Below are 26,104 nucleotides of genomic sequence, written 5' to 3' on the forward strand. Positions count from 1 at the left end.
TCAGGTAAGATATGGAAAATTAACCCAAAATCTAAACTTTAGATATAAAACACTGCAGTGAGTTACTATATCTGGCTTTTGCCCATGGTCCCTAACTAATTTAGCATGAAAGTGCTTTCAAGTACTTTCATTTATTTGAGCCTGTTATTCAAGGAATTTCATGCACGTTTATGATTGTCTATCGTTTTTTGCCTTGCTGGAATGCCAACCGCAGCCGTATATGGTGAGGGGGAAAAGGCCATGAAGATGTCATCTTCGGATATTCTGGAATAATATCTCCCGATTAATTAGAGATAACCAAAACATAACATATTAATAAAAGTTTATTTATATTAGGGTGTAGCAATGAGCTCCTCTTTATGCGATACTATCTGGCTTTCTGAAAAAAGAAAAAACCTCCTCCTTTTACTTATGGAAGGACCCCGGGACATCGAGCAAATAAAGACTTCTCTTAATGTGAATTCTAAAGCTATGATGCCTCAAATCAAGATCCTGAAAAAGCAGGAGTTGATTCTCCAGAAAGGGGGAACCTACGAGCTTTCGGAGATAGGAAAACTTGTGGTCGGGAATATGCTCCCTCTCCTGAATACACTTGAGGTCCTCGAAGAAAATAAGGAATACTGGGCAAGCCGGGATACTAGCGTCATACCCCATGACCTTTTCATGCGCCTCGGTGAGCTTGGAGAATGTATGGTGATTGAGCCTGACCTGAACCATCTCTTTGACCTCCCCAGGGAATTTACGGAAAATCTTGCGAAATCCAGGTGCATCCTGAGTTCTCTTTCCTATTATCACCCTCTGTATCCTTCTCTATATTCGAAGCTTGCAATGAGTGAAGTTAAAGTGGAACTCGTGCTAACGGAATCCGTGTTTGAGAGACTCAAAAATGACTCTCCCGATGAGCTCAGGTCCTTTCTTGATTCCAAAAATACAATTGTAGTGGTCTGTGAAGAAAGTCTCAATATTCCCACCATTGCCGTCACGGATCGTTTCATGTATCTCTGCCTTTTCAACAGGCAGGGAAAATATGACCACCGAAAGGTGATGAGCTTCGATGCAAGTGCACTTCGCTGGGGCAGAGAGCTTTTCATGCATTACAGAAAATCCGCCCGGGAAGTAACAGACTTTTAATGTCCTCGGTTTTTTAAAAACGGTAGTTGACGGTCCATGCTGAGTCTTTCCCCAAAAGCTCTTATTTACGGGAGCCCGGTACTATGAGGTTCAAAGACGTCCCCTTAAAGCCAAAGCTGGTTATTCTTATTGTTGTCGGAGTTTTTCTCGTTCTTGCCGTATCCATGGCAGTCATCATCGGGACAGTAACTTCTCAGGAAGAAAAGCTTGCTTATGATAAATCCATTGAGATGGCAGACAACTATGCAAACCAGTTCGATGCCCATATGAAGGCCAATCAGGCTGTTGCACGAACCCTTGCGCTTACAATGGCTGAGTATGAAGCTTCTGACAGGGAAGAGGCAATAGGCATCCTTGAAAATGTCCTTGAAGGGAACCCCAGTTTAATCGGCGTCTACCTGGGTTATGAGCCAAACGCCTTTGACGGCAGGGATCGAGACTATGTTAATACCTCCGGACACGATGCAACCGGCAGGTTTGTCCCGTACTGCAACAAGATTGAAGGCCCTCTGGTGATTGAACCCCTTGTTCATTATGATTCTTCTGACTACTACCAGCTACCAAAAGCTACTGGTAAGGATATTCTGACCGAACCCTACTTTTACGAAGGAATATTCATGATGAGTTACGACTCTCCTATTTTTAAAGACGGAGAGTTTGCAGGGATTGCTGGTGTGGATGTCCCGCTTGAATATGTGGACGAGGTCGCAAGCAATATCCGGACTTTTGATACGGGATATGCTTTCATGGTAAGCAACACCGGTGTTTTCCTTTCTCATCCCACGCGGAAAGACTGGATCGGAAAAAAGAGCTTTTCCGATTTTGATTCAAAAGAGATTAAAAATGCCTCAGATGATATTCGGCAGGGGATAGGAGGGCACATTGAAGTTAAGGACCCGACCACAGGCAAGACCGTTATTATGTTTTACGAACCTGTTGAAACAGGAGAATCTGCATTTGTACTGGTAGTCCCTAAAGAAGAAATGCTTGCCGGGGTTGCTGATCTGAGAGACAGGCTTCTTATCATCTCTGTAATCTCGATCCTTTTTATGGCGGCTCTGGCTTATATGATTGCACGGTCCATCACAAAACCTATCGATGAAATTGTTGATGACTTCAGGAACATTGCGCAGGATGCGGTTAAAGGGAAGCTCGATGTAAGGGCAAATACCGATGTGGAAATTGATTTCCGGGAAATTCCAAGCGGTCTGAACGAAATTCTTAGGGCCGTGATTGTGCCTGTCAGGGAAACCATAAGGGTAACCAACGCCCTTGCAAAAGGGGAGTTGAAGGAACGGGTCAATGTAGATGTACAGGGAGAGTTCAGGGATCTTGGGGATACCCTTGATAAGTTTTCCGAAACCCTCAACAGGATCATTGATGATTCAAATGCTGTTCTGACTGCTTTCCAGCACAATGATTTCAAGCGAGAGATCCTTGTGCATGGGCATGGGGACTTTAAGTTCCTTACGGATGGGATTGAAGAGACCCGCAGGGCTCTTGATCTTGTTACAGCGCAGCGCAAGGCAGCAGAAAAAGCCCTGCTGGACTACGCAATGGAGCTGGAACGTTCCAATAAGCTTAAAGAGGAAATGGAACGAGTCATCAACAATAGTCCGGTAATAGTCTTTTTATGGAAATATGAATCCGGCTGGCCTGCAAAATTTGTCTCGGAAAACATTACGCGGTTAGGGTATGAAGTAACGGATTTTACCTCAAAGAAGGTATTCTACGAAGATATCGTCCACCCGGAAGACCTCGAAAATATGCACGAAGAGCTTGCCCGGAATGTGGAGTCCGGCTGTGATGTCTATACCTCGGAGTACCGGATCTTTACCAGGTCCGGGGAAGTCCGCTGGGTGGATGAGAGGACTTTTATTCAGAGGGACGAGAAAGATGAGATCCACCTTCAGGGTATCATCCTTGACATAACCGAACATAAAAAAGCTGAAGAGGTCCTGTTACAGATCGAAGAAATCCATAAAAAAGAAATTCATCACAGGATAAAAAATAACCTTCAGGTAATTTCAACCCTGCTCTACCTGGAATCCGGAAACTTCTCAGATAGGAAGGTAATGGAAGCCTTCAAAGAGAGTCAGCACAGGGTGAAGTCAATGGCACTTGTTCATGAAAAACTCTACCAGTCTGAAGATATGGTAAGTGTGGACTTTGCAGATTACATTCAGAATCTTTCCAATTATCTCTTCCAATCCTATTCAGTGGGGAGCGGAAAAATCAGTCTAAGACTTGATGTTGATAACGTTTTCCTCGGAATGGATACTGCAGTTCCCCTGGGCATTATTATCAACGAACTTGTTTCAAACGCCCTTAAACATGCCTTTTCGGAAGGAGAGGACGGAGAAATCTACATCCAGTTGCACAGGAACAGAAGAGATTCACCTTCTTATAGAGAAAATTATAAAAATGCAGAAGATCAAGTGGCTAAGTGCGAGAAACCCGATTGTACTGGCATTAGCAGCACACAGGGGATAAATAAAGTAGAGGATAGGCTGACCCTGATTGTCAGAGATGATGGCAAAGGGTTCCCTGAAGGCCTTGATTTCAGAAATACGGATTCCCTCGGGCTCCAGCTGGTAACTGCACTTGTAGACCAGATTAACGGGAGCATAGAACTTGACACCAGCAGAGGAACCGGATTTATAATTACCTTTCAGGATCTGAAGTACAAACCAGGGGTGTAAAGAATGGCAGAAGGACGAATTCTGATAGTAGAAGATGAACACATCGTTGCGATGGGAATTAAACGCATGTTGAAGGGCCTGGGATATACGGTTACAGGTGTCGCTTCATCCGGAGAGGACGCTATAAGCAAAGCTGAGAGCACTTTTCCTGACCTGGTGTTGATGGACATAATGCTGAAAGGAGAACTTGACGGCGTGGAAGCTGCAAAGGAGATCAAAGCACGCTTTGATGTGCCTGTGGTTTTCCTTACTGCTTATTCCGACAGCAATATTCTCGAGCGAGTTAAAAAGACCGGACCCTCCGGCTATATCGTAAAACCTTTTGACGAAAAAGACCTGCACAGCAATATAGAAATAGCCCTGCACAGGCACAGGAATGAAAAAGAAGACCTTGAGGAGAATTGAAGGGGAAAGATAGGCAGGTAGAGAAAGGTAATCTTTTATAAACTTTTCAGCACGATTATTCTTGAGTTCAGCTCTTCAACCCTGATTCAACTTTTCAGACCTGTGAACCTTTTATTCATCTGTTCGCGAGAGCTTATTACTCCACAAACCCCCTTCTAATTCTGGTTGTTTCCGTTTCTGGTTGTTTCTGTTTCTGGTTGTTTCCCTTATCCTGCTAAATTATCACTGTAGAAACGGATAGATGAAGATAAATGAAGGAGACAAAGATAAAATGAAGATTTTCATAGGGGGAAAAATTTTAAGGTCAAAATTTTTAATGGCGTTAAAATATCGCATGCCCCTTGCCATAACCTCTCTTTATGGCACAGGATAAAGCCTTTAAATTATCTCTTCTCTTTTGTCAGTACCGTATAGTGGAGGCTATATAGCTTCATTTATATAGGGACTCCGTATAAGAAAAACTCTCGGGTTGAGTCTTTGTTTGACCACGTGGTTTTTACGGGAATAAAGTCTGCTGGATGGATGGAATAATGGTAGTCCAGGGGGTTACCCGGGGATTAATATTGACTATCATAAACAAACCTGTGTCAAAAGCCCTTAAGCATGCCTTTTCTAAAGGGAGAAGGTAAGATTTGAATTCAGTTGACATAAAGCATTAAAATGATATTAATTATGAAACCAACAGCTTCAGCAGGGTAATGGGGGAGTTAAAAATAATTCCGGCCCTGAAGTACAAAACGAAGGTGTAACGAATGTCAGAAGGAAAAATTCTGATTGTCGAAGATGAACATATTGTCGCAATGGGAATAAAACGGATGTTAAAGAGCTTGGGGTATACACTGGCAGGCGTTGCTTCATCCGGAGAGGATGCTATAAATAAAGCCGAAAGCACTTTTCCTGACCTTGTGCTGATGGACATAATGCTGAAAGGGGACATGAACGGGATAGAAGCTGCAAAAGAGATCAAAACACGCTTTGATGTGCCTGTGGTTTACCTGACTGCCTGTTCCGACAGCAAAATAGTGGAGAGTGCATGGAAGACGGGACCCCTGGGGTATATTGTAAAACCCTTTGATGAAAAGGACCTGAAAAAAAGTATTGATGTGGCTCTGCGCAGGCACAGGATGGAAAAAAATGAGCTTGAAAAGGGCTCTGATAACTCTGAGAAAGGTTCCAATGAGCTTGAGAAAGGTTCCAATGAGCTTGAGAAAGGTTCCGAAAAGTGTGAAAAAAGCTCCAGAAAACTTCCTGAGTCTGTTGAATGTACTGAAAGTCTTCTGAATTTCAAATAACTCTCTGACTTTTTGGATTATAGATTCAACTCTTCATCTCTTTTTTGATAACTCTTTTCCATTTTTGAATTTGCTTCTAATCTTTTAACTCCATTTGAGTTTTCACACCTTTTCAATTTTTGATTTATTAAGCCTTCTTCAATTCTTCTTCAAGGGTTTCAGCTACGGTTTTCAGGACTTTTGCCCTTGAATAACGCTTGTCCCTGGATTCGATAATTATCCATGGGGCACCTGTGGTACTCGTTTTCTGGAGCATCTCCTCGGCTGCAACTTTATAATCGTCCCATCTGTTCCGGTTTCTCCAGTCGTCTTCTGTAATTTTCCAGCGTTTTTCCGGGTCATTTAGCCTGCTTTCAAAACGCTCGAGCTGGGTTTCTTTATCTATCTGAAGCCAGAATTTGAAGATAATTGCTCCTGCATCGGCAAGGATTTTTTCAAACTCATTGATTTCCCTGTAGGCTCTTCTCCATTCTTCTTCCGTACAGAACTCTTCCACTCTTTCTACGAGGACACGCCCGTACCAGCTTCGGTCAAAAATAGTTATATGTCCTGCCATTGGGATTGCGTCACAGAAACGCCAGAGGTAATGGTGGGCTTTTTCAGTATCATTCGGTGAACCCACGGGCACAACCCTGTAAAGCCGGGGGTTGAGTTCTTCAACAAGGCGGCGAATGTCCCCTCCTTTCCCTGCAGCATCCCAGCCTTCAAAGATTATAACAACTGAACGTTTTTTTCTAAAAAGCTCATACTGGAGGGTTTCGAGTCTGTGCTGGTAAAGCTTTTTAGACTCCCTGTATTCTTCCACAGAAAGGTTTTTTGAGAGGTCGGCCTTTTCCAGAGCTGAACCGTTAAGTACAGGAAGATTTGTAGTTACTATGTCAAGATATTTGATTGTCTGCTGCCCGGGAATCTTTGTGATCTTTTCAATAGATTTCTCGATTGCGTGAGTTACTGTTACCATGATTTTCAGGACTGCAAAGTTCCTGTCATTAGCCTCGACTATTGTCCATGGTGCATTAGGGACATCTGTTTTCTCAAGGATTTTTTCTACAACAGGCAGGTGTTCATCGTATTGTTCGATAAAATCCAGTTCTTTTCCGTTTTTTCCTTCATATTCATCAAGAATAAGGGGAATATCTTTTTTTTTGATTTCCTTGAAACGCTCTTTCTGTTCTTTCTCACTGATGTGGAGGAAAAACTTGAGTATCAGGTACCCATCATCCACAAGCTGGCGCTCAAAATAGGTTATTTCTTCCAGGATCTTTTCCAGGGCTATTTCGTCTTTTTCTTTTCCGAAAAGCTCGATTACTGCTCTGCTGTACCAGCTCCGGTCAAAGATTCCAATTCTTCCTTTTACAGGAATTCGCGCCCAGAACCGCAGAAGGAAAGGTTTGAGGCGGTTCTCGTAACAGGGCCTGGCCATGGTATGAAAATCAAATCCTCGCGGGTCCAGAGGCAGGATAAAACGGTTGATATCTTCTCCCATCCCTGATGCATGCCAGCCCTCAAAAACAAGTATAATGGGTATTTTCAGTTCCCATGCTCTTCGTTGAAGCTCACCGAGTTTAACCTCAAGTGTTTTCATACTTATTTTATATTCTTCGTTTGTTATTGCCTGGGATAAGTCAACGTTTTCAAGCATGTGGGAATCCTGTGTTATTTTTTAAAACCAGATTTCTATGTGTTTAGAATAATATTAACTATGCAGGTATAAGTTTAGTCTTTATTTCCTATATAATAACGATATAGATATGTCCAACTAGTTATTTAAATTTTTGAGGCAGATGATGTAAGTAGAGACTAAAGGCAGGTAAGAAGTAATGTAAGTAAAGAGGGATTATATAATCCAGAATTATCTACTATAATAAATAATTTTTATATTACACTACAATTACAATATTTGGAAAACATGCATATAATTATTCAGAAACGTAAAAATATATCACAACTTAGTTTTAGACTTGTTAATATGCTTTTTACCTGCAATACATCCCACATAGTCTATACAGACGAGATCCAAAACCATTTTATAAATATAGCCTAATAATTTATCAAGAAAACTTAAGGTGGATCCGATTATTGCCCAATAATAGTATGTGTTGTCTATATGGTAAGATATGAGTTGATATTATATTCATTTCAAGTATATTTATAATAAATGATATATTAATTGATATGCATCATTTATTGACTGTGACTAGTTTATCCACTTCAATACCGCATATTAGTAATATACACCCAAACTTAGATAAAACATGATCTGTTTTTTGACATTAATTTCTATTTCCGTGACAATTGTTTAAATTGTACATTATATGCTATAAATTACATATATTTTGATGTATTCCTACATCAGACTTCATTGGGGTTTTTTATTAATGATTCTTTATGAATTATGCATAATTTAATGTGTATATTTATAAGTTGGCATTTTTATACAAAATTACTACATCTGAATGTATGCAATTGACATATGGGCATATAATTTATTAAATGATGTAATGCTCCCACAAATATTTATCATAAAGTGTGTTTTTAATTATTTGTAACTTACAATAGTTACACCATTTAATATTGATATTTATATGTTTGCATTTTCTGTAGTAACTAATAAGAGAATTAATTCATTAATTAGCTATATTTACTCATTCTTTTTGTAACTAGTATAATTTAAAGATACTTCTCGGGCATATCAATTATTTGTTATTACGTACATAGCACATAATTACATGCACCATTTTAGTAGTTACTCATAAAAATATACATATATTTTGAAAATGATATTTCGTTTGTGAAGTCGTGATTTCTATTACTTGATTATACAACTTTTAAATTTTTTCTTGCCCACGTGATGATTTTGTTGTACGGAATATATAAAATTAAACTATATTTATAATATATTTTTTTAACCAAATAGGGTAGACTAGACAGTCCAAATAATGACAAAAACACACACGTAGAAAATCATCGTGTATCCAGAAAATATCTTAAAACGAGGCCATTGTTTGGAGACATGTGTCTTTTTTTTGAAGGTATTGTTTTTTAAATAACTCCTGCAACAGATCATCCCATTCATATAGTATATAGGTACAATTATCCTTATTTTCAGAATTATTTTTCAGTAATATTGTTTCGTATCTAATATGGCGGTGGTCGGCAAAAAGTACTCTATTCCTATAGTTTATGTAATGATCGACTTTACTAAATTGGGGGTTGACCTGGAAATGACGCTCAATGCAAAATTTGTTCCTATATACTATATGAATAAATTATTTGAGACATTTTCATTGGATATGGAGACTGGCTCAAAAATGAGGGCCTGAAAATAAAAAGGACTGATATGCAGATAGGTAATTATTGCGATACAAATATATTAATAAATATGGGTTTTGTTCAGTAAAGGCGGCATTTAGATATTTGGGAGATAATCCAGTTCTTTTGTCGACTGAATTAGTTCTAAAATTTATATATATGGGATAAACCACAATCCGGTTCCTGAGTAAAACTCATTTTTACTTAATTACTGTCACTTTCTCGATAAATTTATTAGACTCACTATTCATCCATCATGTATTAATTATGTATATGTTTACAAATTAAGATATTATATGCCCATATTTATATATTCATATTTAGTTTGAATCTTTATACTAACTCGGTTGTAAATGGGCCAAAACACATATGTGAAAATGAGGAAAATGTCTCCAAAAATAGTAGAGATTAATTTTCAGTTAAAAGAGTGGTTAATAGATAAATGTTCTGTTTGCAATTATATCGGCGGATTCTTTTATCCTTAGACGCATAATATTTATTTTCTTGCAGTAATTATATATTTATAGTTATATTTATTATTTTATTGCACTATATTTATATATACACATTTAAACCAAATCCTCTACACCAATTATGTTAAAAAGAGGTTGAAACGTATAGGGGGATAAATAACACAATATTACGATATATTGCCCTGTACTTTATTTATATATCTAATTTAACTAAATACACAATTCTTGGTTTATTTGTTGTATTGGACTTGTGGACCTGGACAAATCATTAAATAGTTACATAAGAAGTAAATTCTTGTTAGACACATATTGACATATTAATTTTATTACGAACTAATTTTTAATATCACATCATTTTCATATTTAGTATTTTATCCAGAGTTTAAGCTCATAATTTAGTATTTTATTTATGGATATTTTTGCAAGTACATTGTTTAAGCTTACATTAATTAGTTATATTTTTGAAATGAAGTTGCTGTTGCCGATTATTATATCCACCAGTGGATTTTATTATATGTAACTTTATATTAGTACGCATATTTAAGCCGGTATTGGAGTCGATTTATTCCCCATTTTTGCTAAAAAATAGAAAAATTCATGTAACGAAATTATAACTCCAGCTTTAAATCAAAAATTTCTTCAAAAAGTTCATACTTTTTGCGAGCTCTATAGAGGTACTGACGGACCGGGTTTTCATCTTTTGCCCGTGCAACAAGGGCTTCAATTTCCCCTTTTGAAAAAACTGCTTCCAGTTTTTTTATGGGGACGGCCTCAAGTTCTTTCCAGCTGTCAATCACAGGGTTACTCAGAGGGATGGGGATAGGAAGAAGCGTTACCTGAGTTTCGTCTACCCAGTTCCAGTCGGAATCATATATATTTGCATAGAAAGCCCCGCATGAAATGCACTTCGTTATGACTGCGATATTCTCCCCTGTAGAATGATAGCTAAGGCTCATGAGCATGGAGTCGCAGCTGGTGCAATTTCCAATCTCGTTTTTTTCCAGGCTATACGCAGGTATTCGGTTTTCTTCGATGTAAAGAGTTTTCTCATTAAGGTCATACCTATATTCCACATTATCCGCTCCTGAATGAGGCCTGAAGTCCCGGAAAGTTAATTTATTCTGATCCAGGTCCGGGTACTTAATTGTCCATATGATTTCTGTCTAAGGTAATAACCTTTATTAATATTAATCCCTCTTTTGATAAAAAATTGTGAGTTCAAGGTCCCCTTTGTTATTCCCATACTCTTATTTTTTTCCAGCATTTAGAACTCCAACTAAAGTTGCCGCACATTTATTCAACAATATACTTTTAAACCTCTTTTTTATAGGTAATCAAGTTACATAAAGAAAAAAAATTCCATGCCGCATTAAAGAAAAATAAAACCATATAACAGCCGCATCATTCTGTTTCTTGAGACTTCATCAGACTTTGGGACAATATGGCAAATATTTTTATCGAACAGAAAAACCAGATTTTCATTATATCAATCAAATAACTCGGCGTATTTTTAGGAATTAAACACAAGTTTAATATATATGTTCGTAAGAATCTAATAATTTTGTTGAGTAAATATATTATACGAGTATTCAAATTAATAACAGGAATTTTAAAGGCTTTTTCAGCTATCGAAATATTAAATAGTTTTATCAGAAAAAGTAGCTAAAAAGTTTTATCAGAAAAAGTAGCTAAAAACAAAAGTATAAAAGTCCTGACTCTGTGCAGGACAACTTAAATAGAACTCCAAGAATATATAATGGAAATGGATTCTAAAAAGCGATATATTGGAGAAAGGATATATCTATACACAAAACTGACCTTGAAGCAAAGTAAAATTGCCTGAAGAGCAGTAGCTTTAATATCTATTCCCATCATGACGAATAAATTTACAAACCTATATATAGAGCTATAACTGACATAGTTTACTACATCAGTAAGGTGGTAATTTATGGTATCCATCCGAGCTAAAATTAAAGCCAGATTAGAGAAATTTCTTGAAGTAGATTCCAGTGGATATCGAAGGGCTATTCTGTGTATCTTCATCAGAGTAAAGAAAGCAACTATTGATGAGCTGCATGAAATGCTTTCAAGTAGATACAATGTATCAAGAAATACCGTAGCATCCATGGTAGGATACATTCATTCGAAACTTGGAATTCTGAGAGCACATAAGGAGTCCTACAAAACCCCGATGGTTTATCTTTTAAGAGAAGAGTACGTAGACCTGCTTATGAAGATAGTTGCCTCTTCCACGAAAAAATCTACTAATTCCGCAGCCTGAACAGCTTATCACTTCAACCCCAATTGCCTGATAGAAAATGTCACTTGTGAAAAACGCACCAAGAACCGCAACTACCATCGTAGTGCGATCGGATGCAAATGCCCGTATAGGCCAATCAAGAGACCCATACTATAATCTTATGAGGCGTATTTTTCAGGAAGACGCCACTGCAGTACGGGGTCAGAAATTCCTGTCAATGGTTGAAGAGCGACAGACAGCCGGCAATGCTATCCGAACTGATGAATGGAAGACCATTCTGGAAGAACTCCAGATAGGCCGTGCCTCTTTTTATGCAATGCGCAATAAGCTCCTGGGAGCCGGGCTTATCTCAATAAAAAACAAGGAGTACCGGCTTTCCGGCCAGTTCTCAAAAGACCTTATAAACATGGCCCGCTGGTGGTGGACTGCTGTCCTCAACCAGTCCGAAGAAAGCCTGTGATTCAATAAGGAATAATACCCTTTTTACCGGAATAATAATTCCTTTTTTTAAATTAAACTTTTTAGAATTCTGATTTTCTACTCAATATCTTAAACTTTTAACAAATCCAAAGGCGCTCAGTCGAAAGTTATATATAGGAGATCTTCCTTTAGAAGATACGCTTCAAGGCGCAAGAATCACGCCCCACAGCGAAAAATCATCGAAGCCCGGTAGTGTAGTGGTCAATCATGCGGGACTCTGGATCCTGCAACCTCGGTTCGAATCCGTGCCGGGCTATACCCATTTTATAAGTAATCCCGTTCTTTTGATTCATAACGAAATGTCTTATTTTTTTTAACCTTTAAATTAAATATTTTAAATTAAACTTATACCACATTAATTCTGAGGTTTTGCATCAATAATATTTTCTACTTGCCCTCATTAGAGATTAGCAGGAGCTTTCCAATGGGCATTTTGGAAGATATTCAAACATTTTTTTCAAAAACGTCATTAATATTTGTATAAATCAAGGGTTTTTGTTAAGTCTTGATTCATTGGTCATCGGTTAAGATTCGTTTTCATTCTGACGTTACTGTTTTTCCAATCTACCATTTTTCATATGAACCATTCTTCCCTAAACCTTTCTCTGTTTTTACATGTGTATCCAATTTTACATGTGGATCCAATGCCTGGTTTTTATATGTACCCATCGCTGTTTCAAAAGTAAGCTCAATTCCACATCTATGCAAAATCACTATCAATAAATTTGGTGCGTTTTCAGCAAATGTTATGCTCACCTCTCCCGGGAGAGAGAATTGCATGACCCATAATCGAGCTTGATAGGGAAAGTCATTTTCTTTTAGAGGAGCTTCTTTTTTTATAAATCATGTCTGACAGCAAATTAACAAAGTATATAACATATAAAAATCAACTAAAATTATTAGAAAGAAAGCATAGTTTAAGTGGGGAATTTACAATGATGAGCTTATTTTCCGATAAAGCATCAATCGGAGATAAAGTCAATCTGACTTTGATTAATGGGAGCGTGTTGGAGGGAAAAATAGAAGGTTTTGGCGAAGACTTTACCATAATCAAAACTAAAAGAGGGACTGCCGGCATATATTATAAAATGGTAGGAGCCTGGGAGATCCTATCGGACTCATATCCGGACCAGGGTTTAGAAGACCCTTTAAGCTGTATGGGCCCGGAATCTGCGAATAAGGAATCTGCAAACGAGTTAATAGGACAACCTCAAAATCCTGAAACTGGGGAAGAGGTATTAGAAAACGAAGCAGAGGACTGCAATCCGGTTGAATACCAGATCGAAGAGGCTCTCGGAAACTTTAAAGCAAAAGTGGCCTCTGCAAAGCTGACTCTTCATGAGCCGAATATGTCATTTCCATTAAACAGCCTCGATTCAACCCATCTGCAGGAAGACAAAAAGAAATGGGATAAAATAAACAGCCAGTACCAGAACTGCATAAAAAACAAAAATTATTCTCCACTACCTTCTCTGGTCTCGGAATTGTTGAAATTTGCGGAAAAATACCAGAAACTCGGTGTTTTTCACTATAACGCAGGTTGCTATCTGGTGCACCTTGAGGCTTTCCGGCAAGCCCAGAGTTATTTTGAAGAAGCATTCTCCCGGGAACCCTTGCCTGAATATATCTATAATACTGCATATGCTGCCCTTAAAACTAATGACTATGAAAAAGCCCATATTGGCTTAGCAGTATACTTTAACCTGATACCTCCGATGGAAGATCCTGATGCATGGTATATTTTCTGCAGCCTGACTGAAAAAGAATTCGAGTATTCAACATTTGGAGATACCCTTCATTCATTACCGGGACAAAACCCCGGAATAGAGGGAGCTGCCAGAAAGGAAAATGAGGAGTACGTTAATGATACTCTCCCTCTTTTGCTAAAATCCGCACTTTATGTCCTTCAAAGGGATAAAAAATACAAAGCTGCAGAACCTCTTATAACGGCCTTGCAAGAAAAGGACCCGGAACACAAAACACTTGACCTGGAAAAGGTAACGTCCCTGCTCGAATCGGCCTTTAAAAACTATTCCAAACAAACATGTAAGGAATATGAAAGGCTTATAGGCTATGGAAAACTCACGGGCCTTTTGAAAGAATATAGAGGCTCCCGCGTGGAAAGCTCTTCTTCTATTAAGTATTCTCCCCCTATTAATTCCCCACCTATTATTAACCCCAATAACTCTTCTATTAACCCCTCCAATACTTCGACTAATAACTCTTCTATTAACTCCTCTAATACTTCGATTACCCCCAATAACTGTCCCATTATTTCCAATAAACTAAAACCATCCCCCGATGAAATAGATTCTTTCAATGGAAATGAGCCTGACAATGAAGTAGGACGAGCAAGGGAAGAATTCTGCAGTAAAATTCCCCGAAAGCAGGGCCAGATTTTCAAGTATCTTGCACCGCAGGGTTACGGGTTTATAATCGGCCAGGACGGGAAAACCTATTTTTTCCATGTCAGTGCAATAATCGACAGTTCGATATCTGACGTTGATTTAAATAATGTATACTGGGGAGCCCAAATCCAGGTAATATTTCAGCCCACAAAAGGCTCGCAGGGAGATATAGCTGTCCAGATCTCTGCATACCCTGTAGTGAATGAGATGCAAAAGCTAGCTGAGAGATATGCAGACTCCGGAGATTTCGGGAAAGCAATAGAGCAGATAAAGTATGTGCTCTCAATTGATTCAGAACATCCGGACTCAAGACCCCTCCTTGAAGCCTGGACGAAAAAGCAAAAAGAAATCCTTGAAGAGGAAAGGGCCCTTAATGAATTGATTGAAACAGAACCTGGCAATACGGAAAGCTGGCGTTCTAAAGTTGAGTTCCTCATAGGACACAAAAGATATGAAGAGGCACTTTATGCACTTGATGAAGTAATCAGTATTACTCCTAATTTTATAAATTCCCTTCCATCAAAAAGACAGTTATCTTCTTTTAGTGAGCTCTGTGATTTTAATCCCGAATACGTGAAAGCCACATGCAAAAAAAGTTTTGTGCTCTATCAGCTCGGAAGGTATAAAGAGGCATTAGGACTCGCAAATAAAACACTTGAAATTGAACCGGACCATGTGGGTGCTCTTTCCCTTAAAGCTTCCAGCCTCCTGAAACTCCAGAGATTTCAGGAGGCTTTAGAGCTTTTAGGCCTTGCACTTGATCTGGATCCAAAGAATAGTGAACTCCTCTTTTTGAAAGGAAAGGCACTTTTAAAGTTCCATAAATATGAAGAAGGGCTTGAGTACCTTGAAAAAGCGTACCAGCTTACACCAAAAAAGCCTGAGATACTCCTGAGAAAAGGATATGCCCTCTCCAAGCTAAATAGGTTTGAAGAGGCTTTAAAAGCCTATGATAAGATAATAAACATCCAGCCAGATAATGAAAAAGCGCTGTCAAATAAAGGTTTCATCCTTATAATGACGAGAAAATATGAAGACGCGCTCAGCCTGTATAACGGGCTAATACAGCTAAATCCATTCAATTCAGTCCTCTGGTCAAAGAAAGGAGCAATCCTTACTAAAATGCACAGATCAGAAGAAGCCTTAAAAGCTGTTGACCGGGCTTTGGAAATTGTCCCTGACGACTCAGATTCTCTTTTTACAAGAGGCTACATTTACTCTAAAAACGGAATGTATGATGAAGCATTAAGGCACTTTAACAGCGTCCTGGAACTTGATCCCTATGACCAGAAAGCTCTTGCAAAAAAGGCGTTTATGCTTTCAAGATTGGGTAAACACGATGAAGCGTTTATAGCTATTGAAGATGCACTCAAAATTAATTGGCATAATTCAAGAACCTGGTATTACAAGGGTGTCCTCCATTACAACATAGAAGAATACGATAAAGCACTTTCAGCATTTAACAGGTCTGCAGAATTAAACCTAGAAGATACCCGAATTGAAAAAATGAAGCAGTTTACTCTTATTAAACTTGGCATACCTGAAGGAAAAACTGGAGTTGCAGTTAATACGTTAAAGGTTGAAGAGGAACTGTTTGATAGAGAACTGCAGGAAGAGTATGAACTGGAATTTGAAGATTAAACCCGCACCAGGAGAAAACAGGTATAGAACTCTCTTTAATGTTTACTACAAAAATTTGTATAATGTTTTCCGCGGGGATTTGTGTAATGTTTACTGCAGGGATTTTTGAATATGGCTCTCCTTAAGTATTTCCTGTGATCTTGATCAGCCTTTCAATTCTTTTTTTATATGCCATATCCAGGGATACGAGACACGAATACTGTTCACATGGGTGGCTTCCATGTCCGTCGTAAAATTTTCAAAATTTCAAGTTGAAAAGCATAGGAATTCTCGGTGTTAATGATAATAATAATTCAAATAGTTCTAAAAAAAAATTATAATAAGAAAAATGACAAAAATCAAAGTAAAGATAAGACCACCATCTGTATAAAGTGATTTTATTCCATTTTAGGCTTTTTTAGGTTATTTTCCAAGGACTTAATAGAAGTACTCAACTAATATACTATCAAAATAATGTTAGTGCAATGAGATAACTATTTATAATAAGTATATGTAGTTCTTACTGTAGTAAAAACATAAAACAATAAAAAACATAAAACAATAAAAAACATAAAACAACCTACAGTGGGGGAAAAACATGAGAATCAGAGTAGTTAGCTCAAGAGAAGAAATCTTTACACTCAATCCTAATGAACGTATCGTCCACCTGGCTTTCAGGCCTTCTAACAAAGACATCTTTGGATTGGTTGAGACCTGCCCGAAGATTGAAGTTATTCAGTTGCCTAAATCTTACAGGCGCACGGTTTCAAAGTCCATAGAAATGTTCCTTCAGATGCAGAGAGTCCAGCTTATTGAAGGGGATGTCTGGGGACACAGGAAAGATATTAATGAATACTACAGCATTTCATCCTCAATAATTGAAAAGATTAAAGACATGAAAATAGAAGGTAAATCCGCTGAAGAGATTGAGAAAAGAGTTTCAAGGGAGAGCAAGTTAAACTCCGAAATGGTTGCTTATATCATGAGTAAGGAAATTACTGCCTGAATCTACATCGGATAAGGTATACCCCTTGGTAATGTATGACCCTTAAGACTTTGCTGGAGATTAGACCTTACAGAACATCGATTCCACATTTAGCACCTAATCTCCAGTTTTAATCCTCTTCTAGATATATACTCATCGTCTTATAGAATGTGGAATTTTTGAGTTAATAACTGATTCAATTCTGAATCCTATTGACCAATATATTCAAAGAAGCTTTCTACTTGTTTCAAAATGACACTTTTCCTGAGTATATCTGCAAGTGCTTCTACTGCACACATAAAGGTGGGGGGTAGGGTCTTTGATATATCTGATCTGGTTTGTTTTTCAATTATTAATAGCCCTTTCCACTAATTCTCTTTGTCCGATGCTGTCTTCTCCCCATTTCTGTTTCATCTCTTCACTCCATTGAAGTTTGTACTCTCCAATCATAGATATCGGAATTGTAAACACTTTTGCTCTTGTATTTCGGGGAGTGCTGCACTTTAACCATTTATACTGGTTTGTTTCAGCATCATATTCTATGCAGTAATCAAGTTTAAATGTGTCCGGTATCTCTGAGGGTTTATAGTAAACTTGCTTTAATCCTCCTTTTGGCTCCTTTCTTTGCTTGTGCTTCCCACCTGTTACCTTAGCTTCTTCTTTTCTTATTTCTTCTAAATACCTTAAGCTTCTATCAATTTCACTTCTAAATATAATCATATGCCATTTTAGGGACAGAGGATATTGTTTTCTTAAAAGTTCCTTTAATTCGGCTATTAGCTCAGAGTCGTTTGTTGTGTTTTCAATTTTTTCCATTATTTCTTTCATTCGAGATAGATTTGACCTCTGTCTTTCCTGACTTGTTACCATAGCTATCGCCATCATTTAAATTATCTTTGTACAGTTCTTATACGAAGACTTAGTTCTTAAATTTTTTCCTCAGGAGATGATTTTCAGTAGTGAAGGACAAGGGTAAAAATGAAGCTGAAAAAAAGAAATAAAAGAGAAGGCTCTTCGCTGTTTCCTATGGGTTAGAAATATTTGCGTAGTTATAAAGTCGCCAAGCCAAAAAGAGAAACATTGAGCTTGAATGTGATTTTTAAAGGCAAATGCCTCTGAATTTTGTAGATGTTCTTCCGGCATTTAGGAGATGAATTTAAGTTACCCACTCAAAACAGCGAAGAGCCAAAGAGAATATAGATACATTATCAAGAATTATACAAAGAAAGTGGATGTAAAAGGGTTAAAGGATTAATCAACTGAGCGTCAATTTTCACAGAATAAATCAGTACTTTCGTACCATTTCCTCCTGCCATTTTACCTCCGGCCACCCCCTTACACCCCTTATTCTGTTTATTTTGTCCAGGTAACTTATTACATCATCAGCATGAAAACCAAGGTCCCGGAGTACACATCCAAGAACAGTGCCAGTCCTGCCTATCCCGCCCATACAGTGAACAACAATTCCCTTCCCTGCATCCACTTCTCGCCTTATTACTTCAGTTGCGTCTCTTACAAGTTCCTCCTGCATTTGAGGGTTAATTGGCGAAAAACCGTGGTGCAGATCTTCCAACTCTGCAGAAAACAGTACTTCAAGAGGATAGGGGTTATAGGAAACCTTTGAATCGCAGAGGCAGACCACACCTGAGAAGCCAGCATCCCCAATATTTTTCCAGGGGGTACGCATTCCGGGATAAGACATACCGGCAAGAAGTGCTGGTTCCTTAAGCACGACATATAAGTTCAGGGGAATTCTGATGCCATCTATTGAAGGCATTTCCAGAGGGCTCAATAGAGAATGGGTCATGCAGAAGGTATAAAGACAGGATGTATAAATTATTTATTCAGTTTTAAATTAGTTTTAAAAATTAAAACCAGAACATATCATGCTCTGAAAAAATGAGAAAGCCTGTTTTTCAGAAGGCCTGTTTTTCAGAAGGCCTGTTTTTCAGAAGGCCCGTTTTCTAAAAAAGTTATCGAAAAAAGATACAGGGATGAAGGTTAAGCAGTTGACGTTTTTATGCTCGCCTGCATCCTGTAGAAATACCTTTCCTGAAACTAAATTTGCTAATTGATTACGGTTTCAATTGCAGGTTCAGTTTAGGGCGCTGAGTCTCACTTCCTGCTTCGGTGCTGTAGAAAGCTATGTAATTATTGTTTTCCGTGCGGGCTTTGATCAGGAATCCCGTATTTTCGTATTTGCCACTGGCATATTCATTTACCAGGTCAGTTACATCAATCTCGTGGTATGTGCTATCCGGAAGTTCACTGGCTTTAAGGGTTATCGTAGCGTATGGAGTACTGCCCTGCAAGACACCATTTTTATCGTACCAGTCTCCTCCTGCATTATTCCATGCAACACCGTTGTCTTTTTTGTTCCAGCTCACATAATCAGGATTCCATGAAGCAGCAGGTCTGTAAACCTCGATCACAGTATCCTCAGGTCTTGAGGTTCTTGAAGGATAATACCAGTAGAGAGAAAGGGCTGCGTTAATAACTTCCCCGGAAGCTTCATATTCGCTCAGGTCAAACCGCATTACATCCCTGTACCTTCCAACTCCACCAATTCCGCCGATGTCAATAAAGGACGAACTCTGGTAGACTGTGTTAGAGGAGGCTTCACGCAGGCGGTTGTCCTTTGCCCCGGTCACAGTCACATCAATAACCGGGTTTACAGCTGCCTGTTCGGTTACGGTGAGCCTGGGTTTCCGGTTCTCGTTTCCGGCTTCGGTGCTGTAAAAAGCTATGTAATTGTTGTTTTCCGTACGGGCTTTGATCAGAAATCCAGTATTTTCATATTTGCCGCTGGCGTACTCTTTTACCAGGCCGGTTACATCAAGCTCGTGGTATGTGCTATCCGGAAGTTCACTGGCTTTAAGGGTTATCGTAGCGTATGGAGTACTGCCCTGCAAGACGCCGTTTTTATCGTACCAGTCTCCTCCGGCATTATTCCATGCAACACCTTTGTCTTTTTTACTCCAGCTCACATAATCAGGATTCCATGAAGCAGCAGGTCTGTAAACCTCGATCACGGTATCCTCGGGTCTTAAGGTCCCTGAAGGATAATACCAGTAGAGAGAAAGGATTGCATTACCAACTTCCCCTGAATCGGCGTACTCGCTCAGGTCAAACCGCATTACATCCCTGTACCTGAAACTATTCATTCCCCCGACGTCAATAAAGGATGAGCCCTGGTAGACTGTGTTAGGAGAAGCTTCCCGCAGGCGGTTATCGTAGACCTCTTCTGCTGCGGGCGAGGAGTTTTCCTGAGCGACAACGCTTATAGCTGCTGTAGCCGAATCCTTTAGTTTTCCATCGCTTACCTCAAAGGTTACGCTGTACGTCCCTTCCTGCCCGGCAGCCGGGGTCCAGCTGAAAAACCCTGACTTGCTGTCAAAAGTCGCACCTGAGGGAGTACCTGAAGCAGAGTATGCGAGACTGTCTCCGTCTGCATCCGAAGCGCTTACTGTAAAGGTAAGGCTTTTTCCAGCTTCAACACTAACATCCGGGATGGAATTTATCACAGGAGCCTGATTATTATCTACTGTAGATGTTCCTGATTTTGAAGCATACTTTGTGTTCCCGAATGCCCCTATGTTAATCCTGCCTCCGTTGTCCTGCGGTTCTGCAGAATAGTCCGAAGAGCTGTATCCTGTGTCGATGCAGGAGGAACTCGTGCTGTCAGTTATCCAGCCGTTTCCGTCCCATCTTCCTGCTTTTGATTTCAAATGGTAGTCGCGGCTGTTTCTGTCAGCATACTGCGGGTCTGCCTTTATATCTGAAGATGAGGCCTGAACATTTTTGTATTCTCCACCTGCATTTCCGTAGAAACAGTTGTTCTGCAGGGCAAAAGAGTGCGTACCTTTAAGTTCGTTGTTCACAGCATACCCGCTTCCTCCGGCTGAAGAAGATCTGGAGTTTGTAATTATGTTGTTTCTTATTGTAAGAACAAAACCTGACCCGGACGGGGCTGGAGAATACACAGTTTTCTGGACAACGCCAGCTCCGTAGGTCCCATCGATCACGTTATTTTCAATGAGTCCACCGAACCCGTTGGATAAGATTCCTCCGATTATACTGTTGCTGGTTTTAGTTCCGGTATCGTATATCTGGTTATGGTGGATGTGAACGTTTGCCGTTGAAGCGGAATAAGACCCTGATCCGAAAATCCAGATCCCTGCAAGAGCAGTTTTGTATATTACGTTGTTGTAGACCTCAATATCGTCCATTGAGGGAGTGTTATACTTCTGGATTTCAATTCCTGCCCCACCGGAACCTTCCGATGTAATAACATTATCGTGGAAGCTGGCTTTGTTTGTATTATAAAGCCTGAGGCCGCTGTTTGTCCTGCAGGTTATTATGTTATTGTAGGCTTCCACATTTGAACAGCTGCTGGCATAGAGGCCGTCGTGCCCGAGCAGGTATATTTTGTTATTATAGAGTTTTACACTGGTGCATTTATCGGTTTTCAAACCGTCCCCGTGGTTATTGGTCAGATACATATTATACACATTTATGTTCTGACAGCTGCTGAGATGGATAAGGTTATAATACCCTTTTCCACTAACCACATTCGTATTCCCTTCCCGGTTTCCGTCGATTGTAAACCCGCGAATGGTAATGCCGCTGCTGCCTGTACTTCTTTCTTTAATCATTGGTTTCCAGGCTGCCCAGTTAGCATTGCTGACAAGCTTTATTTTTGCACTGGAATCGCCCTCAAGGATAGTATTGCTGCCTATCAGGAGGGTCTCGTCAATAACGTAGGTAAAGGGTCCCTTGAGATGAACAGTTGTATATGCAGAGTTTTCTGCCACGAACTTGAGAGCCTGATTTATCTGGATATGGTCGTCTTTTCCATCACAATTGAAGTCTCCGCTGCCGTCTCCTGCAACATAAACAACTGGTGCCGAACTCATGCATAAAGCTGCAGGAATGCCTGACAGGACAAGGCAGCTTGTCATAAAGAGTATTACTAATTTTTGATTCAACAGAGCTATCACCTGTAATACTATTTAATAAAATTTTAATTTAATTAAAATAAAAATTTATTCTGTATGATTCCAATTTATTCTGTTTGATTCCAATTAATTCTGTATGATTTCAATTTATTCTGTTTGATTCCAAATTTGTTAATAATTTGAATTCTGGCTCGGTGCCCATTATGATTGTACTTTTCACGTATGAGGGATATAAGGTAGGATCTGGCAGACAGTATCCACTATCACAGTTTTGAGATTCCAGAAATAATCCTTGAAATGTATCAGGATCAAAGGCTATCTCATCGGGTTAATGAACAGTGAAGATAGCACATGAGCTTCCATTTTTAGGATTTTATCCCTCGCTTGAATAGATTCCCCCGGTACCAAACAGTACAAATAAATTTAATTCATTATACAAAATTAATTTGATATGTTATATTGTACTTTACATGTTATATTATAAAAATATTCGCGATACATGTTAAAATATTTTAGGCTGTTTGAGAAAAGAGATAATGTGAAAGCAGGATAAAACAAAAATCATTATCTATTGGGATATTTGACTTCGAATCATAGAGAGGAATTATTTTTTAAAATGCCCTGGAATTTTATGAAAAAAGGATTTTTTGTAGATTATGCTCTAACAATTTTGAATTCATTCGTATAACTTAGAAGATGCTTAAAAAGCTTTATTTTCCGGTTTCGTTTTTACCGCGCTTTCAGCAGGTCACATATTATCAATTATTTACTCTGAAATGCCTGGTTTTCATATTTACGGTTGCGCCCGGATCTACTTTGGATTAATTCTCCAGAACAAAATACAGATCTCACTGCAGAATTTTATACATTATAATAGCTTTTATTTTATTATTTTGCGAAAAATATCACGGTGGGATCAATTAAGGTAAAAATCGACATGGTTAAAAGTGATTCACATTCAAAATCCATAAGTTGAAAACCAGAAAAAATAATCATACTGTATACAGTAGCAGCAGAAAACAGAAATATAGTTTAAGATTGCTATGCGACCTTATTTTTCCCATGATTTTTTGTTTAAAAGATATTTATCGGGCCATTTATAAATATAATATATTACAAAAGTTGTATTGTTTTTTTCAGTTAACTAGTTTAATTATATTTATAAATAATATTAAATATCATTGAATACAATTATTATATCTAATCAATATTTTGTTACTTATTTAGCTAAATTTTTACAAAGTATGTGAGCGGGCGGGGGCCATAAATTTATCGCTCTTTATCAGTAAATTGAGCAGTTGATAATCAGGATTCTCGAAACAAAACGACGTGTTTTCTATTAATAACTATATATTTTTCAACAAGTTGCGGATTTTGCGATAAAAATATATATATAATATATGTTTAGTCCGATACGGCAATAACTTTGTGGACATATAGTCTTCACATCGATACAGAAGCTGTTCACATCGATATAGAAGCTGATATGTATTGATCTGAAAACACAGCAGAGAAATGAAGTATAATTGAAAAACTGGGGAGTACGACTTAATTAAGCGTTACTGAGTGGGGAGCATGCTTAATTAAGTGCTTAAAGTTCTGTTAGTGGGAATTTATGCTTACTTAAGTGCTTTTTCTGTTAGCGGGAGTACAACCCTGATTACTATAAGTTAGGGGGAAAATAGTTGAATAAGCAATTGAAAGTTTTGTTTATAGGAACTTATGTTCCGAAAGAATGTGGGATTGCTACATTTACTTTTGATCTTTTGAATTCAGTATCCAGGGTGCATGACGACATACATTGTGAGGTCATTGCCCTTAATGACCCTTCCGAAACCTACAATTATCCTGAAGAGGTCGTTTTTCAAATAGAGAGGGACAAACTCGAAGATTACTACCGAGCTGCAGATTTTATAAATCGGTCCGATGCAGATATCGTATGTCTTCAACACGAATTCGGCCTTTTTTGGGGAAACGCAGGCGATTACATTTTCGCTCTTCTTTCAGGAATAAACAAACCTGTGATTACTACAATGCATACAATTATCCGGGAACCGGAACCGGAATACCGTATATCCACAGAAAAACTCATAAGATATTCGGAAAAGCTGGTTGTGATGAGCCAGACTGCAGTCGAGATGTTAAAAGATGTTTATAAGGTACCGGATGAAAAAATCGAGATCATTTTTCACGGCTTACCTGACTATCCGTTTAACAATTGCAGCAAGTATAAACAGATGCTAAATCTGAAGGGGGCTCCCCTTATCCTTACCTTTGGCCTGCTGAGCCAGAATAAAGGCATCGAAAATATGCTCGAAGCTCTCCCGGATGTTGTAAGCCGGTATCCTGACCTTGTTTACCTTATTCTGGGTGCCACCCATCCAGTGATCAAAAAACATTATGGAGAGACATATCGAAAGTATCTTATGAACCGGGTTTCCGAACTCGGGCTTGAGAATAACGTAATGTTTCACGATAAATTTGTCGAGAAAGAAGAGCTCTGCAATTATATCCTTGCCAGTGACATTTACGCATCTCCATATCTTTCCAGAGAACAAATAGTAAGCGGCGCTCTGACCTATGCCATAGGTATGGGAAAAGCAATAGTATCCACTCCTTACTGGTACGCCCAGGAAATGCTGTCCGATAATCGCGGGCTGCTCGTAGATTTCGGAGACACTGCCGGCTTTAAAAACTCGCTTTTATACTTAATAGAAAATCCGGACGAGTGTGAGAATATGCGCATAAAGGCATACGGTTTTGGCAGGAAAATGACCTGGAAAAACATAGGTAAAGAATACAATACTGTTTTTTCCAGGGTTTTAAAGCACTACAATCCCTATCCAAAAGTACAAAACAGATTTAATTTCCTTCCAGATCAGCTTCCGGAAATAAAACTCGACCACCTCAAACTGCTGACTGATGACGTGGGCATTATCCAGCATACCAATCTGGGTGTGCCGGCCCGCCATTACGGATACAGTACCGATGATGTGGGCAGAGGACTCGTTGCACTGACACAGCTTACCGATAGCCAGGAAAAAGCCGAGGAACTCCGGAAGTTGATTACCACATACATGAGCTTTCTTGAACATGCCCAGACCGGTACAGGGCACTTCCATAACTTTATGAGCTATAGAAGAGAGTTTCTGGACGAAGAAGGCAGTGAAGACACTCTCGGACGCGCGATCTACGGGCTTGGGCATGTGATAAGCTGCCCTTACCTGTCAAAAAACACACGTACGCTAGCACACACGCTTGTAAGTAAATCTAAAATGCAGATGGAAAAACTGGGTTATCCGAGGGCAAAAGCCTACACAATGTGCGGGCTGTATGAAATGCTCAGGGCAGGCGTGGATGCGGACTCTTTTGAATCCATATTTAACTCCCGCAGGGATGCTGTAAGGGCCGTAGACTCCCTTATAGACAAAAATACCGTTGAATCCATATTTACCAGCCACGCAGACTCTCTGGTCGACCTGTATGAAGCTAACGGGAAAGAAGACTGGAACTGGTTTGAACCCACAGTTACCTACAGCAATGCAAAACTGAGTGAAGCCCTTATACTGGCGTATAACTATACCAAAGACCGAACTTACAGAAGAGTTGGGCTTGCCACCCTGGACTTCCTTACTGAGGTCCAGTGGAAAGGCGACTTTTTCGATATTGTTGGAAATCAGGGCTGGTATTCCTGTGATGGAGAAAAACCGATTTTTGACCAGCAGCCCATCGAAGCAGGCTACCTGACTCAGGCTTATATTTCGGCTTATGAAACTGTCCGTGAGAGAAAATACCTGGAGCTTGCAAGATACTCTTTTGAATATTTCCTGGGCAGAAACCGCCTTCGAACTCCTATGTATGACTATTCGACAGGTGCGATCTGCGACGGGCTCAACTGCGACGGGATGAACTGCAACCAGGGCGCAGAATCCGTAATCTGCTTCCTCATGGCTTTAAGTTCCTTAAATAAACACGCAGGTGAAGCTTACAGTGCTCTATCCCAGCCCACCGTAAGTGAAGAAGTCCTGCCGAAAAAAAAGAGCCTGTTATCAGCAAATAAGGTAGAGTGAGAAGTGAC

The 26,104-nt window shown here is 39.1% G+C and carries 17 protein-coding genes and 1 tRNA gene; 12 read left to right on the plus strand and 6 right to left on the minus strand.

What is annotated here, in order from left to right; all coding sequences use genetic code 11:
• The first annotated feature begins 345 nt into the window (after nucleotides 1-345).
• The 5 genes from EO93_RS11160 to EO93_RS11175 all read left to right on the plus strand — a co-directional run bounded on the left by EO93_RS11160 (nucleotide 346) and on the right by EO93_RS11175 (nucleotide 5,530).
• Nucleotides 346-1,131 carry a winged helix-turn-helix domain-containing protein gene (locus EO93_RS11160; RefSeq protein WP_048162586.1) on the plus strand — a complete coding sequence of 262 codons (786 nt, stop codon included), beginning with the start codon at nucleotides 346-348 and terminating at the stop codon, nucleotides 1,129-1,131.
• Nucleotides 1,132-1,214: 83 nt separating this feature from the next.
• Entirely contained in the window at nucleotides 1,215-3,833 is a 2,619-nt protein-coding gene (locus EO93_RS11165; RefSeq protein ID WP_048162587.1) for a histidine kinase dimerization/phosphoacceptor domain -containing protein, read from the plus strand.
• Between the two features lie 3 nt (nucleotides 3,834-3,836).
• Complete coding sequence (locus EO93_RS11170; RefSeq protein WP_048133987.1) at nucleotides 3,837-4,238, plus strand: response regulator; 402 nt, start codon at nucleotides 3,837-3,839, stop codon at nucleotides 4,236-4,238.
• Nucleotides 4,239-4,479: 241 nt separating this feature from the next.
• On the plus strand, nucleotides 4,480-4,611 hold the full coding sequence (locus EO93_RS18505; RefSeq protein ID WP_255350224.1) for a hypothetical protein: 132 nt from the start codon (nucleotides 4,480-4,482) through the stop codon (nucleotides 4,609-4,611).
• 379 nt (nucleotides 4,612-4,990) lie between these two features.
• A complete protein-coding gene (locus tag EO93_RS11175; protein ID WP_048162588.1) occupies nucleotides 4,991-5,530 on the plus strand; it encodes a response regulator in 540 nt (179 codons plus the stop codon).
• Between the two features lie 127 nt (nucleotides 5,531-5,657).
• Here EO93_RS11175 and pap read toward each other — a convergent pair whose 3' ends face one another.
• Nucleotides 5,658-7,172, minus strand: coding sequence for a polyphosphate:AMP phosphotransferase (gene pap, locus EO93_RS11180; RefSeq protein WP_048162589.1), 1,515 nt, complete (start codon nucleotides 7,170-7,172; stop codon nucleotides 5,658-5,660).
• Between the two features lie 1,501 nt (nucleotides 7,173-8,673).
• Here pap and EO93_RS17780 point away from each other — a divergent pair.
• Nucleotides 8,674-8,853, plus strand: a complete 180-nt coding sequence (locus tag EO93_RS17780) for a hypothetical protein (RefSeq protein ID WP_048162590.1) — start codon at nucleotides 8,674-8,676, stop codon at nucleotides 8,851-8,853.
• A 1,070-nt stretch (nucleotides 8,854-9,923) separates the two neighbouring features.
• On the opposite strand, the gene EO93_RS11190 is transcribed toward EO93_RS17780, so the two are convergent.
• A complete protein-coding gene (locus tag EO93_RS11190) occupies nucleotides 9,924-10,388 on the minus strand; it encodes a hypothetical protein (RefSeq protein WP_048133980.1) in 465 nt (154 codons plus the stop codon).
• A gap of 875 nt (nucleotides 10,389-11,263) precedes the next feature.
• On the opposite strand from EO93_RS11190, the gene EO93_RS11195 reads away from it, so the two are divergent.
• The 3 genes from EO93_RS11195 to EO93_RS11205 all read left to right on the plus strand — a co-directional run bounded on the left by EO93_RS11195 (nucleotide 11,264) and on the right by EO93_RS11205 (nucleotide 12,311).
• Nucleotides 11,264-11,596: a DUF2551 domain-containing protein gene (locus EO93_RS11195; RefSeq protein WP_048133979.1), complete on the plus strand. Its 333-nt coding sequence runs from the start codon at nucleotides 11,264-11,266 to the stop codon at nucleotides 11,594-11,596.
• 37 nt (nucleotides 11,597-11,633) lie between these two features.
• Nucleotides 11,634-12,035, plus strand: coding sequence for a hypothetical protein (locus tag EO93_RS11200; RefSeq protein ID WP_048133975.1), 402 nt, complete (start codon nucleotides 11,634-11,636; stop codon nucleotides 12,033-12,035).
• Between the two features lie 203 nt (nucleotides 12,036-12,238).
• Nucleotides 12,239-12,311 (plus strand) — tRNA-Gln (locus tag EO93_RS11205).
• A gap of 308 nt (nucleotides 12,312-12,619) precedes the next feature.
• Here the strand turns inward: EO93_RS11205 and EO93_RS17785 are convergent.
• The gene (locus EO93_RS17785; protein ID WP_162198704.1) at nucleotides 12,620-12,811 is read right to left on the minus strand and encodes a hypothetical protein; all 192 of its coding nucleotides are present in this window, start codon (nucleotides 12,809-12,811) and stop codon (nucleotides 12,620-12,622) included.
• Between the two features lie 179 nt (nucleotides 12,812-12,990).
• Between EO93_RS17785 and EO93_RS11215 the strand changes: the two genes are divergently transcribed.
• Nucleotides 12,991-16,104: a tetratricopeptide repeat protein gene (locus tag EO93_RS11215; RefSeq protein ID WP_048162592.1), complete on the plus strand. Its 3,114-nt coding sequence runs from the start codon at nucleotides 12,991-12,993 to the stop codon at nucleotides 16,102-16,104.
• Between the two features lie 577 nt (nucleotides 16,105-16,681).
• Entirely contained in the window at nucleotides 16,682-17,089 is a 408-nt protein-coding gene (locus tag EO93_RS11220; protein ID WP_048133968.1) for a DUF1699 family protein, read from the plus strand.
• A 324-nt stretch (nucleotides 17,090-17,413) separates the two neighbouring features.
• On the opposite strand, the gene EO93_RS11225 is transcribed toward EO93_RS11220, so the two are convergent.
• The 3 genes from EO93_RS11225 to EO93_RS11235 all read right to left on the minus strand — a co-directional run bounded on the left by EO93_RS11225 (nucleotide 17,414) and on the right by EO93_RS11235 (nucleotide 22,029).
• Entirely contained in the window at nucleotides 17,414-17,896 is a 483-nt protein-coding gene (locus EO93_RS11225) for a hypothetical protein (RefSeq protein WP_235284226.1), read from the minus strand.
• Nucleotides 17,897-18,353: 457 nt separating this feature from the next.
• Nucleotides 18,354-18,875 (minus strand): dual specificity protein phosphatase family protein, encoded by a 522-nt coding sequence (locus EO93_RS11230; RefSeq protein WP_048162593.1) that lies wholly within the window; start codon nucleotides 18,873-18,875, stop codon nucleotides 18,354-18,356.
• 268 nt (nucleotides 18,876-19,143) lie between these two features.
• Nucleotides 19,144-22,029: a disaggregatase related repeat-containing protein gene (locus tag EO93_RS11235; RefSeq protein ID WP_082107641.1), complete on the minus strand. Its 2,886-nt coding sequence runs from the start codon at nucleotides 22,027-22,029 to the stop codon at nucleotides 19,144-19,146.
• A gap of 1,682 nt (nucleotides 22,030-23,711) precedes the next feature.
• Here EO93_RS11235 and EO93_RS11240 point away from each other — a divergent pair.
• A complete protein-coding gene (locus EO93_RS11240) occupies nucleotides 23,712-26,096 on the plus strand; it encodes a glycosyltransferase family 4 protein (protein WP_048162595.1) in 2,385 nt (794 codons plus the stop codon).
• Nucleotides 26,097-26,104 lie beyond the last annotated feature (8 nt).

Origin of the sequence: Methanosarcina sp. 1.H.A.2.2 (assembly GCF_000979975.1) — an archaeon.
Classification (GTDB): Archaea; Halobacteriota; Methanosarcinia; order Methanosarcinales; family Methanosarcinaceae; genus Methanosarcina.

Coding starts and splice junctions, on each gene's coding strand:
- EO93_RS11160 (WP_048162586.1), top strand. CDS start 346: ATGAGCTCCTCTTTATGCGATACTATCTGGCTTTCTGAAAAAAGAAAA.
- EO93_RS11165 (WP_048162587.1), top strand. CDS start 1,215: ATGAGGTTCAAAGACGTCCCCTTAAAGCCAAAGCTGGTTATTCTTATT.
- EO93_RS11170 (WP_048133987.1), top strand. CDS start 3,837: ATGGCAGAAGGACGAATTCTGATAGTAGAAGATGAACACATCGTTGCG.
- EO93_RS18505 (WP_255350224.1), top strand. CDS start 4,480: ATGAAGATAAATGAAGGAGACAAAGATAAAATGAAGATTTTCATAGGG.
- EO93_RS11175 (WP_048162588.1), top strand. CDS start 4,991: ATGTCAGAAGGAAAAATTCTGATTGTCGAAGATGAACATATTGTCGCA.
- pap (WP_048162589.1), bottom strand. CDS start 7,172: ATGCTTGAAAACGTTGACTTATCCCAGGCAATAACAAACGAAGAATAT.
- EO93_RS17780 (WP_048162590.1), top strand. CDS start 8,674: ATGGCGGTGGTCGGCAAAAAGTACTCTATTCCTATAGTTTATGTAATG.
- EO93_RS11195 (WP_048133979.1), top strand. CDS start 11,264: ATGGTATCCATCCGAGCTAAAATTAAAGCCAGATTAGAGAAATTTCTT.
- EO93_RS11200 (WP_048133975.1), top strand. CDS start 11,634: ATGTCACTTGTGAAAAACGCACCAAGAACCGCAACTACCATCGTAGTG.
- EO93_RS11215 (WP_048162592.1), top strand. CDS start 12,991: ATGATGAGCTTATTTTCCGATAAAGCATCAATCGGAGATAAAGTCAAT.
- EO93_RS11220 (WP_048133968.1), top strand. CDS start 16,682: ATGAGAATCAGAGTAGTTAGCTCAAGAGAAGAAATCTTTACACTCAAT.
- EO93_RS11225 (WP_235284226.1), bottom strand. CDS start 17,896: ATGAAAGAAATAATGGAAAAAATTGAAAACACAACAAACGACTCTGAG.
- EO93_RS11230 (WP_048162593.1), bottom strand. CDS start 18,875: ATGACCCATTCTCTATTGAGCCCTCTGGAAATGCCTTCAATAGATGGC.
- EO93_RS11235 (WP_082107641.1), bottom strand. CDS start 22,029: ATGACAAGCTGCCTTGTCCTGTCAGGCATTCCTGCAGCTTTATGCATG.